Source organism: Streptomyces sp. SCL15-4, assembly GCF_033366695.1.
Lineage (GTDB): Bacteria > Actinomycetota > Actinomycetes > Streptomycetales > Streptomycetaceae > Streptomyces.
Map to the genome: position 1 here is coordinate 1,127,045 of NZ_JAOBTQ010000001.1, position 16,536 is coordinate 1,143,580.

The 16,536-nt window shown below is 75.0% G+C and carries 15 protein-coding genes; 9 read left to right on the forward strand and 6 right to left on the reverse strand.

Features of this window, described 5'->3' with window-relative positions:
* Positions 1-180: 180 nt before the first annotated feature.
* Entirely contained in the window at positions 181-1,476 is a 1,296-nt protein-coding gene (locus SCK26_RS04540) for a S1 family peptidase (RefSeq protein WP_318199950.1), read from the reverse strand.
* Between the two features lie 677 nt (positions 1,477-2,153).
* On the opposite strand from SCK26_RS04540, the gene SCK26_RS04545 reads away from it, so the two are divergent.
* From SCK26_RS04545 to SCK26_RS04560, 4 genes are all read left to right on the forward strand, one after another.
* The gene (locus SCK26_RS04545) at positions 2,154-2,372 is read left to right on the forward strand and encodes a type A2 lantipeptide (protein WP_318199951.1); all 219 of its coding nucleotides are present in this window, start codon (positions 2,154-2,156) and stop codon (positions 2,370-2,372) included.
* 125 nt (positions 2,373-2,497) lie between these two features.
* Positions 2,498-3,304, forward strand: coding sequence for an HlyD family efflux transporter periplasmic adaptor subunit (locus tag SCK26_RS04550; protein WP_318199952.1), 807 nt, complete (start codon positions 2,498-2,500; stop codon positions 3,302-3,304).
* Positions 3,301-5,520, forward strand: coding sequence for an NHLP family bacteriocin export ABC transporter peptidase/permease/ATPase subunit (locus SCK26_RS04555; protein WP_318199953.1), 2,220 nt, complete (start codon positions 3,301-3,303; stop codon positions 5,518-5,520). The genes SCK26_RS04550 and SCK26_RS04555 overlap by 4 nt, the downstream gene beginning before the upstream one ends.
* Position 5,521: 1 nt before the next feature.
* Positions 5,522-8,338: an NHLP bacteriocin export ABC transporter permease/ATPase subunit gene (locus SCK26_RS04560; protein WP_318199954.1), complete on the forward strand. Its 2,817-nt coding sequence runs from the start codon at positions 5,522-5,524 to the stop codon at positions 8,336-8,338.
* On the opposite strand, the gene SCK26_RS04565 is transcribed toward SCK26_RS04560, so the two are convergent.
* A complete protein-coding gene (locus SCK26_RS04565; RefSeq protein WP_412080708.1) occupies positions 8,335-9,165 on the reverse strand; it encodes a ribonuclease BN in 831 nt (276 codons plus the stop codon). The two genes, SCK26_RS04560 and SCK26_RS04565, sit on opposite strands and share 4 nt — an antisense overlap.
* A gap of 236 nt (positions 9,166-9,401) precedes the next feature.
* Here SCK26_RS04565 and SCK26_RS04570 point away from each other — a divergent pair, with 236 nt between their 5' ends.
* Entirely contained in the window at positions 9,402-10,448 is a 1,047-nt protein-coding gene (locus SCK26_RS04570) for an MGDG synthase family glycosyltransferase (protein ID WP_318205912.1), read from the forward strand.
* A 299-nt stretch (positions 10,449-10,747) separates the two neighbouring features.
* On the opposite strand, the gene SCK26_RS04575 is transcribed toward SCK26_RS04570, so the two are convergent.
* From SCK26_RS04575 to SCK26_RS04585, 3 genes are read right to left on the reverse strand one after another with little or no spacing between them, the layout of a single operon-like run.
* Positions 10,748-11,545 (reverse strand): polysaccharide deacetylase family protein, encoded by a 798-nt coding sequence (locus tag SCK26_RS04575; protein WP_318199955.1) that lies wholly within the window; start codon positions 11,543-11,545, stop codon positions 10,748-10,750.
* A gap of 7 nt (positions 11,546-11,552) precedes the next feature.
* Positions 11,553-12,482: a DMT family transporter gene (locus tag SCK26_RS04580; RefSeq protein ID WP_318199956.1), complete on the reverse strand. Its 930-nt coding sequence runs from the start codon at positions 12,480-12,482 to the stop codon at positions 11,553-11,555.
* A gap of 6 nt (positions 12,483-12,488) precedes the next feature.
* A complete protein-coding gene (locus SCK26_RS04585) occupies positions 12,489-13,331 on the reverse strand; it encodes an SDR family NAD(P)-dependent oxidoreductase (RefSeq protein ID WP_318199957.1) in 843 nt (280 codons plus the stop codon).
* A gap of 272 nt (positions 13,332-13,603) precedes the next feature.
* Here SCK26_RS04585 and SCK26_RS04590 point away from each other — a divergent pair, with 272 nt between their 5' ends.
* From SCK26_RS04590 to SCK26_RS04605, 4 genes are all read left to right on the forward strand, one after another.
* A complete protein-coding gene (locus SCK26_RS04590) occupies positions 13,604-13,777 on the forward strand; it encodes a hypothetical protein (protein WP_318199958.1) in 174 nt (57 codons plus the stop codon).
* 152 nt (positions 13,778-13,929) lie between these two features.
* Entirely contained in the window at positions 13,930-14,967 is a 1,038-nt protein-coding gene (locus tag SCK26_RS04595) for an iron-containing redox enzyme family protein (protein ID WP_318199959.1), read from the forward strand.
* A 33-nt stretch (positions 14,968-15,000) separates the two neighbouring features.
* Positions 15,001-15,639, forward strand: a complete 639-nt coding sequence (locus SCK26_RS04600; protein ID WP_318205913.1) for a HemK2/MTQ2 family protein methyltransferase — start codon at positions 15,001-15,003, stop codon at positions 15,637-15,639.
* Positions 15,640-15,727: 88 nt separating this feature from the next.
* Positions 15,728-15,904: a CDGSH iron-sulfur domain-containing protein gene (locus tag SCK26_RS04605; protein WP_318205914.1), complete on the forward strand. Its 177-nt coding sequence runs from the start codon at positions 15,728-15,730 to the stop codon at positions 15,902-15,904.
* Between the two features lie 194 nt (positions 15,905-16,098).
* Here the strand turns inward: SCK26_RS04605 and SCK26_RS04610 are convergent, their stop codons facing one another.
* Positions 16,099-16,533, reverse strand: coding sequence for a protease inhibitor (locus SCK26_RS04610; protein ID WP_318199960.1), 435 nt, complete (start codon positions 16,531-16,533; stop codon positions 16,099-16,101).
* Positions 16,534-16,536: the final 3 nt, after the last annotated feature.

Below are 16,536 nucleotides of genomic sequence, written 5' to 3' on the forward strand. Positions count from 1 at the left end.
CCACCGCGGCCGACCACATCACCGAGAGAGCCGCCCCGCCGTCGGGTCCCGACCGTACGACGCCCGCCGCCCCTCCCCCGACAGGCCAGGTCCGGCCCTCCCGCCGGAGGGCCGGACCGCTCCCCGCCGGCTGGAACCGAGGGGGGCCGGCCGGGGAGTCTCAGGGGCGCGCCGGTCCGCTCAGCGCGTACCGGTCGGGGACGACGACCCGTCGTCGTCCGCCGCGCCGGAACCGGAGGCGCCGGACGGCGCCGACGCGTCACCGCCTTCACCGGCACCGGCCTCGTCACCCGCACCCGCACCCGCACCCGCACCGGACTGGTCGCCCGCGCTCCCGAGCGTCGCGCCGGTGGCGCGGAGGGCGGTGGTGACCGGCTGGAAGAAGGTCTCGCCGCCGCCGGTGCAGTCGCCGCTGCCGCCGGAGGTGAGGCCGAGGGCGCTGCCGTCCTGGGTGAACAGGGACCCGCCGCTGTCGCCGGGCTCGGCGCAGACGTCCGTCTGGATCAGGCCGGTGACGGTGTCGACGCCGTTCGGGTCGGTCTCGCTCTGGAAGTTGACGGTGGCGTCCAGGCCGGTGACCTGTCCGTCGTGCAGCCCGGTCGTGGAGCCCATCCGGAACACGGCCTGGCCGACGGTGGCCTCGGCGGCCCGGCCGATGGGCACGGTCCGGCCGTCGCCGGCGTTCACCTCGCTGGGCGCCCGGGTGGCCGGGTCGTCGTACTTGACGAGGGAGAAGTCGCCGTCGCCGGGAAAGGTGGCCTGGTCGACGGTGGCGACGGGCTCGCCGGTCTCCGCATCGGACCACTTCTCGGCGGCCACCCCGCAGTGACCGGCCGTCAGGAAGGCGGGGCTGCCGTCGGCGGCGGTGACGTTGAAGCCCAGGGAGCAGCGGACGTTGCCGCCCTGGACCCGGGAGAAGATGGCGTCGCCGCCCGAGGCGAACGTCCTGAAGGTGCCGGAGGACTTCTTCAGGGTCGCCATGCCGGAGCCGAGGCTCCGTACGGCCGACCGCAGCCGGGCCCACTCGGCGCCGGTCACCGTGGAGTCGGCGGTGACGAGGATCTTGCCGGTGCGCGGGTCGACGGCCCAGGAGGTGCCCGGGATGGCCGCCCGGGTCCTCAGCGTCCGGGCGGCGGCCCTGAGTTCGGCGGTGCTGTTGTCGACCTGGCGGACGACCGCGCCGGCCTTCCGCGCCTGGACGACGACGTCGTCGCCGCCGCCGACCACGTTGACGACGAGTTGCTGCCGGCCGCTGTCGTAGTAGGAGCCGGCGAAGGCGTCGCCGAGGATCTTCCGCAGCCGGGCGTCGAGGTCCGGGGCGTCCGTGGCCCTCAGGGTCCTCGCGGTGCCGCCGGCGCCCGGCGCCGGACCGCCGTCTCCCGGGTCCTGGGAGGCGTCGGCGTGGGGCAGCAGGAACGCCGCCGCGCCGAGTGCCGCGAGAGCGCCCACCGCCATCGCGGCCTTGCGCCTGGGCATGCGCTTGTGACTCAACCTTCTCGACCTCCTGGGACGGGGAGCCCGCCGCTCGCGGGCGGTGCGGACCGGGGTGGGTATCGCGGCGCCTGGATGGCCGTACGTACGCACCGCAGGCGCGGTGCGTTCAGTTCCGGTTCCGTACGGCCGGGCCGGCGCGGCGAATCGGCCACGCTCCGGCCAGCCACTGAACACGGCCCGACCGTCAACCGACCAGACACGAACAAACACGGTCTGCTATCGCTCGATGACGCTCAGCTGTGAACTCGAAGCGGAATCCACCCTTCAGGGAATCTGCACATCGATTACCGGGGCACCTCACCGGCCCCCGGGGATCTGCACATCCGCGCGGCCCCCGGCACGCCATTGGCGAGAAGTGCCGGATTCGCGGCCCGGCGGCCAGGACACCCGTCGCGACGATGCCGTGCGGCATGTGAAGGAGTCGCCGACACGACGTGCGCACGCCTGCACGGATGAGGCCCCTCATGAGCCAAGTGCCCAGGTGAGAGCCCTGGTTGATTGGAAGCGCGGCCCGCGTGCGTGCTTTGATCCATCGCACCGCAGGGCTCCGGCGGCTCCCGTGACCGGGTGCCCGGCGCTCGCGGTCGCGGCCGTCCGTCTGTCCCCAGAGGGGGCCGCTCCCCCCTTGTGAAGTCATCCATACGAAGGGAAGTTCCATCATGAACTCCACCCCCCAGGTCGAGACCGTCGAGATCTCGGACGCCGAGCTGGACAACGTCTCCGGCGGTCTGTCCGTGAACACCCTCAACAGCACCCTCGGCACCGTGAACGAGATCGCCCCCGGCGTGACCGGTCTGGTCAACACGGTCGTCGGCACCGTCGAGGGTGTCACCGGCCTGAACACCGCTCCGGTCAACGGCCTGGTCGCCGGTCTCTGATCGCACCCCGGTGCCACCGAAGTCCCGGAGCCGTCCCTCGGCTCCGGGACTCTCGGACGTTGTGAACCAGATGTGTCACCCCATGCGTCACCTCATGCGTCTGACCCACAGGTGAGGGAAGTTCCGTGCAGTTCCGCCAACAGGCCCTCGCCAAGCTCCAGTCGCCGGAAGAACTGGACCTCCCGGTACGGCTGGCCCGCCCGCAGGGCTGGATCGCGCTCGGCGTCACCGTCGTCGTGCTGGCCGCCGCCTCCGTGTGGGCCGTGACCGGCTCGGTCGCCTCCACGGTCAGCGCGCCCGCCATCCTCACCCACGGGCAGGGCAGTTACGTGCTCCAGAGCCCGGTGGCCGGGCAGGTGACCGCCGTCCTCGCCCGGCAGGGCGAACGGCTGCCCGCGCACGCGCCCGTCGTCAAGGTCCGTACGGAGCACGGCGACACGGTCGTCCGTACCGTCGCCGCCGGCCGCGTCACCACACTCGCCGCCTCCATCGGGCAGATCATCCGGACCGGCGGCGACGTCGCCGCCGTGGAGAAGGTCGCCCATGCCTCCGACCCGCTGTACGCGACCGTGTATGTGCCCGCCGAGAACGCCGCCGCCATCCCGGCGCACGCCTCCGTCGACCTGACCGTGTCCTCGGTCCCGGCCCAGCGATACGGCGTGCTGCGCGGCACGGTGAAGTCGGTGGACCGCGGCGCGCAGTCCGACCGTTCGATCGCCGCGTTCCTCGGCGACCGCCAGCTCGGCGAGCAGTTCACCCGCGACGGCCGCCCGGTCGCCGTGCTGGTGGAACTCGCCGAGTCGTCGTCCACGAAGAGCGGTTACCGCTGGTCCAGCGCCGGCGGGCCGCCGTTCCGGCTCGACTCCATGACCCTGGCCACCGGCTCCGTCCGGCTCGCCGACCAGCACCCCGTCGATTGGCTGCTCCCGTGACCACCGCCCGGCAGACCCGTGGCCGCAGACGGGCGGCCCCCGCCGGACGCCCGTCCGCCAAGTCCCGTACCGGCAGGGCCCGTACGCCCACCGTGCTGCAGATGGAGGCCGTCGAGTGCGGCGCCGCCTCCCTCGCCATGGTCCTCGCCCACTACGGCCGGCACGTCCCGCTGGAGGAGCTGCGCATCGCCTGCGGCGTCTCCCGCGACGGCTCGCGTGCCTCGAACCTGCTGAAGGCGGCGCGGAGTTACGGCCTGACCGCCAAGGGCATGCAGATGGACCTGGCCGCCCTCGCCGAGGTGCGGGCCCCGGCCATCCTGTTCTGGGAGTTCAACCACTACGTCGTCTACGACGGCATGGGCCGCCGCCTCGGCCGGCGCGGGGTGTACGTCAACGACCCCGCCAAGGGCCGCCGTTTCGTGCCGTTGGAGGAGTTCGACGGCAGCTTCACCGGTGTGGTGCTGGTGCTGGAACCGGGCGAGGGCTTCGCCCGGGGCGGGCGCCGTTCCGGAGTGCTCGGCGCGCTGCCGGCCCGGCTGCGCGGCACCGCCGGCACCCTCCCGGCGGCGGTGCTGGCCAGCCTGCTGCTGGTCGCGGTCGGCGCGGCCGTGCCCGCGCTCAGCCGCACCTACATCGACATGTTCCTCATCGGCGGCCAGACCTCCCTGCTGGGCGTGCTGTTCACCTCGATGGCCGCCTGTGTGCTGCTGACGCTGGTGCTGACCTGGCTCCAGCAGGCCAATCTGCTGCACGGCCGGATCATCTCCTCCACCCTCTCCAGCGCCCGCTTCCTGCGCCATCTGCTGCGGCTGCCGGTGACGTTCTTCGCCCAGCGCTCCCCCGCCGACCTGGTCCAGCGCCTGCAGTCCAACGACCAGGTCGCCGAGACCCTGGCCCGCGACCTCGCGGCGGCCGGCGTGGACGCCGTCGTGGTGGTGCTGTACGCGGTGCTGCTCTACACCTACGACCCGCAGCTGACGGTCGTCGGCATCGCCGTGGCCCTGCTGAACGTGGTGGCCATGCGGCTCGTCGTACGGCTGCGCGCGACCCGCACGGCGAAGCTGCGCGCGGACACCGCACGGCTCACCAACACCTCGTACACCGGACTTCAGCTGATCGAGACGCTGAAGGCGACCGGTGGCGAGGACGGATACTTCCGCAAGTGGGCCGGGCAGCACGCCACCACGCTGGAGGAGCAGCAGCGGCTCGGTGTGCCGAGCGCCTGGCTGGGCGTGGTCGCGCCGACGCTCGCCACCTTCAACAGCGCGCTCATCCTGTGGATCGGCGGCCTGCGCGCGGTGGAGGGACACATCTCGGTCGGTCTGCTGGTGGCCTTCCAGGCGCTGGTCGCCCGCTTCACCGCGCCGCTGACCCGGCTCAACGGCGTGGCGGGCCGCATCCAGGACTTCGCGGCCGACGTGGCCCGGCTGAAGGACGTGGAGAACTTCCGCACCGATCCGCTCTACGCCCGCCCCGGCGGTGACTCGGCCCGGCGGCTGCACGGCCATGTCGAGCTGGAGAACATCACCTTCGGCTACAGCCCGCTGGACCGGCCGCTGCTGACCGGCTTCGACCTGAGCGTCGGTCCCGGGCAGCAGGTGGCGCTGGTCGGCGGCTCGGGCAGCGGCAAGTCCACGGTCTCCCGGCTGATCTCCGGCCTGTACACGCCGTGGGACGGGGTGATCCGCATCGACGGCCGCCGGCTGGAGGACATCCCGCGCGGCGCGCTCGCCGCCTCCGTCTCCTTCGTCGACCAGGACGTCTTCCTGTTCGAGGGCTCGGTCCGCGACAACGTGGCCCTGTGGGACCCGTCCATCCCCGACGAGGCGGTGGTGGAGGCGCTGAAGGACGCGGCGCTGTACGACGTGGTGATGCGCCGGCCCGGCGGCATCCACAGCCCGGTCGAGCAGGACGGCCGGAACTTCTCCGGCGGGCAGCGCCAGCGCCTGGAGATCGCGCGGGCGCTGGTGCGCCGGCCGAGCATCCTGGTGCTGGACGAGGTGACCAGCGCGCTGGACGCGGAGACCGAGCTGGTGGTGATGGACAACCTGCGCCGGCGCGGCTGCGCCTGCGTGGTGATCGCGCACCGGCTGAGCACGGTCCGCGACAGCGACGAGATCGTCGTCCTGGAGCACGGCACGGTCGTCGAACGCGGGCGGCACGAGGAGCTGGTGGCGCGCGGCGGCGCGTACGCGGCGCTGGTCAGGGAGCGGTGAGATGACATCCGTGCGGGAAGGCGACCTCGTCCTCGAAGCGCTCGGCTCGCTGGGCACCCGGCTGGACTGCGCCGGGCTCGGCCGGCTGGACCTGGAGGGTCCGCAGGTGCTGTGGCTGGTCGCGGCCGGCGCGCTGGACCTGTTCGCGGTGGACGCCGCCCAGCAGGGCCACTGGCACCACCTGGGCCGGCTGGAGGCGGGCACGCTGCTGCTCGGCCCGGTCGCCGGGCCCCGGCACACGCTGGTGGCCCGCCCGGTCCGGGACTGCGTGGTGCACCGCGTCGGGCTGCGCGAGCTGTACCAGCCGGCCGCCACCGAGACTTGGTCCTACGACGAGCACGGCGCTCCACAGTACGTGCCGCCGGCCTCCAGCCCCCTGGAGTACGCGCTCGCGCTCGGCGTCGGCCGGGGCCTGTCCGTCCTCTTCCAGGCGCCGATGGCGGACGAGCGCGCCGACACGCCCGCCGACGACGACGTGTTCTGGATGCAGGTGCCGCCGGGCAGCGTGCAGTACGGCTCGCTGTACGGCGCCGAGGCCGCGGCCGATCTGCTGATGGACCCGGCGCTGTGGCAGGGCATGGTGGACCAGCAGTACCGGCTGCTGACCGCGCTGGACCGGTGGATCGAGCAGCTGGAGCAGGCGCACGAGACGCGTACGGCCGCCGGGATCAAGGCCGGCGAGGCGGTGCGCGCGCAGGCCGACCAGACCCTGCTGGCCGCCATCGGCAAGCGCTCGGCCCGCCGTACGACGGCCGCCGACGCGGACGCCACCTACGCGGCCTGCAAGCTGGTCGCCGCGGCGGCCGGGATCACGCTCGCCGCGCCCGCGCACGGCGGCACCGCGAGCGAGCGGCTCGATCCGGTCGAACGGGTGGCGCTGGCCTCCCGGGTGCGCACCCGGGCGGTCCGCCTCGAGGGGCGCTGGTGGCGGGAGAACACGGGCCCGCTGGTCGGCCGGCGGGCGCTGTCCGGGGCGCCGGTGGCGCTGCTGTGGCGGCGCGGCGGCTATGTCGCCGTCCACCCGGGCACCGGCCGCCGGACCCCGGTCGGCAAGACGAACGCCGGGGAGTTCGAGCCGCGCGCGGTGATGTTCTACCGGCCGCTGCCCGACAAGCCGCTCTCCCCGCTCGGACTGCTCCGGTTCAGCCTCCGCGGAACCCGCGGCGACCTGCTGAACCTGCTGCTCGCGGGCCTGGTGACGGTGGCCATCGGCGCGCTGGTGCCGATCGCCACCGGCAAGGTGCTCGGCGAGTACGTGCCGCGGGCCCAGGAGGGCCTGATCGCCCGGGTGTGCCTGGCGGTCATGGTGAGCGGAGTGGTCGCGGCGGCGTTCACGCTGCTGGAGAACCTGTCCATCCTGCGCCTGGAGGGCCGTATCGAGGCGGCGCTGCAACCGGCCGTGTGGGACAGGCTGCTGCGCCTGCCCACCCGCTTCTTCACCCGGCGCTCGACCGGCGAACTGGCCAGCGCGGCGATGGGCGTCAGCGCGATCCGCCGGCTGCTGGCGGGCGTCGGCCCGGTCGTCGCCCAGTCGGTGACCGTCGGCGCGATGAACCTGGGACTGCTGCTGTGGTACAGCGTGCCGATGGCGCTCGCGGCGATCGGGATGCTGCTCGTCGTCGCGGTGGTGTTCGCGGGGCTCGGGCTGTGGCAGGTGCGCTGGCAGCGACGGCTGGTGGTACTCGGCAACAAGCTGAACAACCAGGCGTTCCAGACGCTGCGCGGGCTGCCCAAGCTGCGGGTGGCGGCGGCCGAGAACTACGCCTACGCGGCCTGGGCCCGCGAGTTCGCGCGCGGCCGCGAACTCCAGCAGAGGGTCGGCCGGATCAAGAACCTGACCACCGTCCTGGGCGCGGTCTACCTGCCCGTGTGCACCTTGCTGATGTTCATGCTGCTGGCCGGCCCGGCCAGGGGCGCGATGTCGGCGGCGGACTTCCTGGCCTTCAACACCTCGGTGACCATGCTGCTGACCTCGGTCACCCAGCTGACCGGCGCGTTCGTGTCGGCGGTGGCGGCGCTGCCGCTGTTCGAGGAGATCAAGCCGGTGCTGGAGGCCATGCCCGAGGTCCGCACGGCGAGCACCCGTCCGGGGCCGCTGTCGGGCGCGCTGGAGGCCCGCCGGCTGTCCTTCCGGTACACCGACGACGGCCCGCTGGTCCTGGACGACGTGTCCTTCGCGGTACGGCCGGGCGAGTTCGTGGCGGTCGTCGGCCCGAGCGGCTGCGGCAAGTCCACGCTGCTGCGCCTGCTCATCGGCTTCGACCGGCCGGTCTCCGGCAGCGTCCTGTACGACGGCCAGGACCTGGCGGCGCTGGACCGGTCCGCGGTACGCCGCCAGTGCGGCGTGGTCCTCCAGCACGCGCAGCCGTTCTCCGGCTCGATCATGGACGTCATCTGCGGCGCGGAGCCGTACACGCCGGAGGAGGTGATGGCGGCGGCCGAACTGGCGGGGCTCGCGGAGGACATCCAGCGGATGCCGATGGGGCTGCACACCATCGTGGCGGCCGGCGGCGCGATCTCCGGCGGGCAGCGGCAGCGCCTGATGATCGCGCAGGCCCTGATCCGGCGGCCGCGGATCCTCTTCCTCGACGAGGCGACCAGCGCCCTGGACAACGACACCCAGCGCGTCGTCATCGACAGCACCCGCAAGCTGAACGCCACCCGCATCGTGATCGCCCACCGGCTGTCCACCGTGCTGGACGCCGACCGGGTGATCGTGATGGAGGACGGCAGGATCGTCCAGCAGGGCACCCCGGCCGAACTCCTCGCGGACACCGGTGGCCGGCTGCACGAGCTGGTGCGCCGGCAGCTCGCCTAGGACCCGTCCCGCTCGTCGGTGCCGTCCGTCCGCTGCGGCTGGTGATGGGAGGGCATCCAGTGGTGCTCGGTGAACCAGCGGCCGAACAGGGCACCGCCGTAGATGACGAAGCCGACGCCGATGAGCCAGGACTCCACGACGAGGACGGTGCCGACGGCGCCGTAGCTGAGGGCGTTGGTGACGATGAGGGGGGTGAAGACGAGGTGGGAGAAGGCCCGCAGCCCGATCAGGCCGACGACGGTGGCCACCGCGCCCGGCAGCAGCGCCCGCCAGCGGACCTGGCCGCCCAGCAGGAACCGCTGCCCCCACCAGAAGAACAGCACACCGCTCAGCGTCGACAGGGTGATCCGCTGTCCGCCGTGCAGTGTCGTCTTCGTCGCCGCCTCCTGGTACAGGTACGCGGTCAGCACCACCAGCCAGGTCGCCTGCCGCCACACCCGGTGCCACGGGCCGGACGCCAGGCCCCAGATCCTTTCGTAGGCGTTCTGCACACTGCCGCCGAAGGCCACGCCGAAGACGGCGAGCAGGACACCGCTCCAGACGCTGGTGGTGCCGATGACCTTGCGCGGCGGGCTGATGACGTCGGTGACCGCGTGCGCGGACCGGCCGGACAGGCCCATGCCGTCGGTGAGCCAGGACGCGAAGCCGCCCCGCACCAGGGGGTCGGCCGCGGCGACCACGATCAGCAGCGGCGCCAGCGTCACCAGCGACAGGGTGGCGAACCCCATGGCCCGGTGCATCAGTTCCAGTTCCCGCCCGTGCTCGAACAGGGCCCCGACCCGCAGCCACCGCCACGCGCGGTGCAGGCCGCGCCGCAACCGCCTCACGGCTCCTCCCGTGCTCGCCGCCCAGCCGCCGTCGTACCGATGCCTCCAGCCTGGCACGTGCCGGGCGGCTCGCAGCCGCAGGGCGGGCGCGGGCGCGGTGGTGTGGCGCGCCCGGGTGACCCGGCCGGCCGGGGTCCGGTTTGGGCACCGCGACGGCGGAGAATCGTCAATCCGTGCGGAGCACCGACCACGAGACGCCGGACGGCCGGCGGCGGACCCTGATCGTCAGCGCGAGCATGGGAGCCGGTCACGACACCGTGGCCGCCGAACTCGCGCGCCGGGCCGGGGCCCGGGGCGAGCGGGCCGAGGTGGTCGACGTGCTGCGGCTGCTGCCGTACGGCCTGGGCACGGGCCTGCGCCGCGGCTACCAGGCGTCGGTACGCCACCTGCCGTGGGTGTACGCCGGGATCTACGGCGCGTTCCTGCACGAGGGACCCGGCCCGCGGCCCGGCGGGGTGCCGCTGGCCCGGCTGGCCGGGGACCGGCTGACGGACCTGGTGGACCGGCTGCGCGCCGATGTGGTGGTGTCCGTCTTCCATCTGGCGGCGCAGCTCACCGGGCATCTGCGGGCCCGTGGGGCGCTGCGGGTGCCGAGCGCCGTCTTCCTGCTGGACTTCGCGGTGCACCGGCAGTGGCTGCACCCGGGCAACGACCGGTATCTGTGCCTGACGGACACGGCGGCGGCGCGGGTGCGCCGGGCGCTCGCCGCGCCCGTGGTCACCACCGGTCCGGTGGTCGCGCCCGCCTTCCGCGCCCCGGCCCCCGGCGCGGCCCGGTGGCGGCGGCGGTTCGCCGAGCGGGCGCCGGGCCGGGTCCCGGTGCTGCTGTCCGCCGGCGCCTGGGGCGCGGCGTCGCGGCCCGCCGCGACCGCCCGGCTGCTGGCGGCGGCCGGCTGGCTGCCGGTCGTGCTGTGCGGCCGGAACGAGCGGCTGTACGCCCGTATGTCCCGGGAGCCGGCCGCGCTGGCCCTCGGCTGGGTCGACGACATGCCCGGGCTGCTGGCCGCGGGTCACGCCCTGGTGGACAACGCGGCCGGCCAGACGGCCGTGCAGGCGCTCGCGGCGGGCCTGCCGGTGGTCGCCCACCGCCCGCTGCCCGGCCACGGCGCGGACGGCGTCCGCCGGATGGCCGACCTCGGGCTGTGCGCCCTCGCCCCGGACGGCCCCGCGCTCCTGAAGGCCCTGGCCGGCCTCCGCGAGGGCACTTCGGAGCGCGCCGCCCGGGTGGCCCGGGGACACGCGCTGTTCCGCGGGGACGCGCTGGACCACCTGACGGACCTGTGAACCGGCGACACCGCGCCCATCCGCACCGCCCCGGCGAACGCGCCGCCCGCACACCGGCCATCCGGCACACCGGCGGCACCGGCCGCACCGGCCGCACCGGCCGCACCGGCCGCACCGGCACGACGGAGCGCACACGCTCCCCCGCCCCCTCCGCACGCCCCCTCCGGCACACCCGAACCCGCACCACCGCACCCGCGCACTCTCCCGCCGGACTCCGGCACGGCGGTACCGGCACCACCGCGCGCCCGCCGTCGTCCGGCGGGCGCGTTCTCCCGCGCGGCGGAGCAGGCGTCGCCTCCTCACCGGTGCGGTCGTCCCCCGCTCACGCGCTGCGGTGCGGGGGGCCGGGGTGCGGTCGGTGCCGGTATTGCGTGGTGTTCGTGGAGCGGGCCCACCGTCAGGCCCGCCTCGCGGCAGTCCCGGACGATGGCCGGGAGGGCGCCGAGCGCGGCCTGCCAGCAGCCGGGGGCCGAGTACCGGTCGGCGTCGTGCAGCAGGACGGTGCCGCCGCCGCGCAGGTCCGCGGCAACCCGGTCCCGCACCGACGCCGGTGTGGCGTCGGCCGTCCAGTCTCTGCCCCACGCCGACCACAGCACCGTGCGCAGTCCGGACCGCCGGGCGGCCCGCCAGCGGCCGGCGGTGAGGATGCCGTACGGCGGGCGGTACCAGCGCGGGCGCCGCCCGGTGAGGTCGTGCACGACGCGGACGGTCCGGGCCACCTCCTCGGCGTCGCGGGCGAACGCGAGCCGCCAGGGCCGGTCGTGGCGCCAGCCGTGCACTCCCAGCTCGTGGCCGCGCCGTACGGTCTCGCGGAGAACGCCGGGATGGCGCACCGCCCGCTCGCCGACCACGAAGAACGTGGCCCGCACCCCGAGCCGGTCCAGCTCGTCGAGGAAGCACGGGGTCGACTCGGGGTCGGGCCCGTCGTCGAAGGTGAGCGCGATGTGCCGGACGTGGCCGGTGCCGGCGAGGCCGGGGAAGAGCAGCGGCCGTACGCCCGGCAGCCAGGTGGCCGCCGGGACGATGTGCGCCGCGACGGCGCCGGCCGGCAGCAGCGCGGCGGCCGTCCGCCAGGAGCGGCCGGACACGGGGGACATCGGTGACCTACCTCCTCGGTGCGCGCGGAAGAGCGGCGGCCGAACCGGGCGACGGCGCCGGACCGTCCTCGTCCCACTGACCGCCGACGGACGGGGCGCGGGCGAGGCCGATGCTGCCCGCGCCGATCAGGGCCACGCCGACCGCCTCCGGCAGCATGCGCGGCCCCAGCTGGATCGTCTCGGCGAACAGCGCCCAGCCGAGGACCACGCTGCCGAGCGCGTCGCCGAGGGTGAGCGCGGGCTGGGAGGCCGTCAGCGGTCCGGCGGCGAGCGCGCCCTGCAACAGCACGAAGGCGACGAGTCCGGCGGCCCCCGTGGCGTACGGCGACCAGTGCCCGAGCATCGCCGCGGGCCCGTGCTCCAGCCGGCCCACGGCCTCCTTCAGCAGCGCGGCCGTGGTGGCGAAGCACAGCGCCGAGGCGAGGCCGAGCAGCGCGGCCCGGGACGCGCCGCGGACCGGGCGCGCGGCCAGCCAGAGCAGGACGACCGCGCCGAGCACCCCGCCGCCGCCCAGCAGCCAGGCACCGGGGCGCGCGGTGTCCCGCCCGGCGGTCGGGGCGGCGGCCAGCAGGAACAGGGCCAGCCCGCCGGCCAGGGCGACGAACGCCAGCCAGGTCCGGACGTCGGGCCGGCGCCGGAAGACGATGCTGCCCACGGCCAGCGTGAACAGCAGCTCGGCGGCGAGCAGGGGCTGCACCAGGGACAAACTGCCGGTGGCCAGCGCGCCCGCCTGGAACAGGCTGGACAGCAGCAGCAGCGCGGCACCGGCCAGCCAGACGCGGCGGCGCAGCAGCTGCGGGATCCGGCGCAGGATGGACTCCTGCCCGTCGCCCTGGTCCGTCTCCGTCTCCTCGACGGCGGCCCGCCGCTGGAGCACCGAGGCGGACGCGTTGGCCAGAGCCGCGAGCAGGGCGAGCAGCACCGTGACCGCGGTCATGGCGGCTCACCCGAAGCGGGCGGCGAGCCGCCGGTAGAGTCCGGGCGCGGCACCGCGCACCAGGGCGGGCAGCCGGAGCCAGCCGGGGACGAACACCTCGTCCCTGCCGTGCCGTACGGCTGCGCAGACCGCGTCCGCCACCCGCTCGGCGGGCACCGGCCGGGGCCAGGACCGGGCGTAGGGGATGCCCCGCCGGTCGAAGAACGGCGTGTCGACCACACCGGGGATGACATGGCTGACGCCCACTCCGGTGCCGCGCAGCTCGTAGCGCAGGGAGTCGGCGAAGGTGCCGAGGGCGGCCTTGGCCGCGGAGTAGACGGCCTCGCCGCGCACGCCGACGCTGCCGGCCAGGGAGCCGATGAGCACGACGCGGCCGGTGCCGGCGGCGACCATGTGGGGCAGCAGGGCGCGGACCAGGCGGACGGTGGCCAGCAGGTCGACGCCCACGATCTCGTCGATGCGCGCGGCGGGCATGCCGGTGAAGTCCCCGGCCCAGCCGACACCCGCGCCCGCCACCAGCAGGTCGAGTCCTCCGAGGTGGTCCAGCGCGAGGTCGGTGAGCCGTCGGTCTGCGCCGGGCCGGGCGAGATCGCCGGGCAGCGCGACCGCGCCGGACTGGGCGGCCACCTGCTCCAGTCGGGTGACATCGCGGCCGTTGAGCGCCAGCCGCCAGCCGCCCTCGGCGGCCAGCCGGCGCGCCACGGCCGCGCCGATGCCCGAGGACGCGCCGGTCACCAGGGCGGCGCCGCCCCGGCCGGCGGGCGGCGGGGCGGCTCGCTCCTGGGGGGCCGGGGCCGGGGCCGGCCGGGTGCCGTTCGACGGTCCTGCGGGAGACGGGGCATGGGACATGTGACGACCTCACTGCGACGGCGTGCGGGCTCGCGGACTGCCGGGGCCGAACCCTCGGGGTGTATCCAGGGCGCCACACACTGAAACACCGCGCACGGCGGGGACCGTCTCGCCGCGTCCCGGCGGCGGCTGTCCGGGGGCGCGGGGCCGCCGCCGGGCGTGTCCGGTCGCCGGCCGGCCCGGCGGGAGGCCGGCGGGTGCGGCCGGACGCTTGGGACGGCGCCGCCGGGTAACCCGCATGAGAGATCACCTCATCGGTGGAAGGAGAGGTCATGCCGGGTGGGAACGGCCGTAGCGATCACGAGGACCGGCCGGAGTCGGCCGTGGAGGAGGTCCTCCGGGAGGTCGAGGAGGCCGAGAAGCGCGACGAGGACAAGGCCTCGGGCGAGGCCGGGGACGCCATCACCCCGAACACCGGGGCGCAGGAGCAGGCGGAGGGCGACTGACCCGGCCGGGCGGGCGGACCCCGGGAATCCCGCCGGGGCCGGCCCCTCGGGGTGCTCGCCGGCGGGCCGGTGCGCTCGGCCCGCTCGCGGAGGCGGCCGGCCGGTACGCGGGTCGCGCAGTTGATCGACGGCGGCGCGGGTACCCGGGTCTCATGAGCCACGACCAGCGAGAACCCCGGCTGCCCAGCCCCCGAGGCCCGCTCTCCGCCGCGCTGACCGCGAACCTGCGCGGCACGGGCCCGCTCCCCCGACCCGCCGACGCCCGGGCGGCGGACCCGTACGGCGACGACCTCCAGCTCGCCCTGTACGTGTGCTACGAGCTGCACTACCGCGGCTTCGCCGGGGTGCCGGCGGAGCGTGAGTGGGACCCGGAGCTGCTGGCCGTACGGGCCGCGCTGGAGCAGCGCTTCCTGGCCGCGCTGCGCGCCGACACCCCGGTCCACGACAGCCTGGACGACGCGCTCGGCGCCCTCCTCGCCGAGCCGGCCGACGGCGCGGGGCTCTCGGGCTTCCTGCACCGGGAGGGCGAGTTGTGGCAGCTGCGGGAGTACGCGGCGCTGCGCTCGCTGTACCACCTGAAGGAGGCCGACCCGCACGCCTGGGTGCTGCCGCGGCTGTGGGGCCGGGCGAAGGCGGCGATGGCCGCGGTGGAGTTCGACGAGTTCGGCGGCGGCCGGGCCGACCGGGTGCACGCGCGGCTGTTCGCCGGCCTGATGACGGACCTGGGCCTGGACACCGCCTACGGCCGCCATCTGGACGCGGCTCCGGCCGAGATGCTGGCCGTGGTCAACCTGATGTCGCTCTTCGGCCTGCACCGCGCGCTGCGCGGCGCGCTGGTGGGCCATTTCGCCGAGGTGGAGATCACCTCCTCGCCCGGCTCGCGCCGGCTCGCCGAGGCGATGCGCCGCACGGGGGCCGGTCCGGCCGCGGAGTTCTTCTACGACGAGCACGTCGAGGCGGACGCGGTGCACGAACAGGTGGTCCGGCACGAGGTGATCGGCGGACTACTCGATGAGGAGCCGGAGCTGGCGCCGGACATCGCATTCGGGATCGACGCGACCGAGTACCTGGAGGACCGGCTGGCCCGGCGGCTGCTGGCGGACTGGCGGGCGGGACGGTCGTGCCTGCGGGTGCCCCTGGAGGCGACGGGGCAGCGGGAAGCGGAGCGACAGACGGCCTATATATCATGATTCACTGGGCATTCGAGTGAGGTGAACCTTTTGCTGCTTCCGGGTGTGTACGCCCCTCAGGACGACACGGAATTGCTGGTGGAGGCCCTGCGCGAGGAGGCCCCACCGCCGGGTACCCGCGTGCTGGACGTGGGGACCGGGAGCGGGGCCCTGGCACTGGCGGCGGCCCGGCAGGGCGCCGAGGTGACCGCGGTGGACGTGTCCCGGCAGGCGGTGTGGACGGCCCGGCTGAACGCCTGGCTGAGCCGGCTGCCGGTGCGCATCCGGCGCGGCAACCTCTTCGCACCGGTCCGGGGCCGCACCTACGACCTGATCCTGGCGAACCCGCCCTATGTGCCGGCGCCCGAGACCGGGCGCGGGCCGCGCGGCCGGTCGCGGGCCTGGGACGCGGGGAACGACGGCCGGCTGCTGCTGGACCGGATCTGCCGGGACGCCCCGGCACTGCTGCGGCCCGGAGGGCTGCTGCTGATCGTGCACTCGGCCCTGAGCGGCCCCGACCGCACCCTGGAGCTGCTGCGGGCGGCGGGCCTGACGGCCGAGGTGGTCCGGCGCCGCCGTGTGCCCTTCGGCCCGGTGCTGCGCTCCCGGGAGGACTGGCTGCGCCGGCGCGGGCTGCTCGCGCCGGCCGACGACAAGGAAGAGCTGGTGGTCATCCGTGCCGAACGACCCTAGTGACAGCGCGCCGCGCGAACCGGCCGGCGAGACGCCGTACGAAGCGGCCGGCGACCCTCCGCGCGACCCGGCCGGGGCCGCCCGGCGGATCACCGTGCAACGCCGCGGGCCCCTCCTGGTGGAAGGGCCCGTGGAAGTCGAACTGGAGGACGGGACCACGGTCCGCTCGGACCGGTTCCGCGTCGCTCTGTGTACCTGCCGGCGCAGCCGCCGCTACCCCTGGTGCGACACGAGCCACCGGCGCAGGGCGCATACACCTGGTTGAAACCGTACGTTTTTCGCCGCTCCCCGGACGGCCCCCCACGGACCGGCCGGGGAGCGGCTGTGTGCCCGGAGCCGGCGGGCGGCCCCACTCCGCCCGCCTGCCCCGGTGCGAGATCGCAGGTTCCCCGCTCCAGGGGCCGCACTCCCCAGTTGCGGGCCTGATCCGGCTTCCACGGGGTCCCGTGCGATCCCGGTCTAGAACGCGAAGAGGCTGCCGCCGACGGCATCCCTCGCGCACGCGTTGCCGAAAGTGCGCTCGTAGGAGACGCGCTGGCCCTGCCAGACGCCCTGCACCGTGACCACGACGGGGTCGTACACCTTGGTGCACATCACGCCGTCGGCGTCCTTCAGGGCGTCGAAGTCGCCGCCCAGGCCGCGCAGTTCGGCGCAGGCCTCGACGGGGGCCGGATGAGTCCCGGAGGCCGTCGGGGCGCAGCTCAGGGTGACGGCGCGCTCCGGAGTGGCCGTGGCCACGTCGTTGCCGTGGCCGGTGGTGAGCACCAGCGCCGAGGGGGCGTAGAGCGACGACGGGGCGGCGCCCGGTGCAGCGACGGCGGCCCCGGTCAGGGGTCCGCAAACGGCGGCGGCCGTGAGGCCGAGGGCCGCTGCCCAGCGCGCGGTGTTCCGCATTGT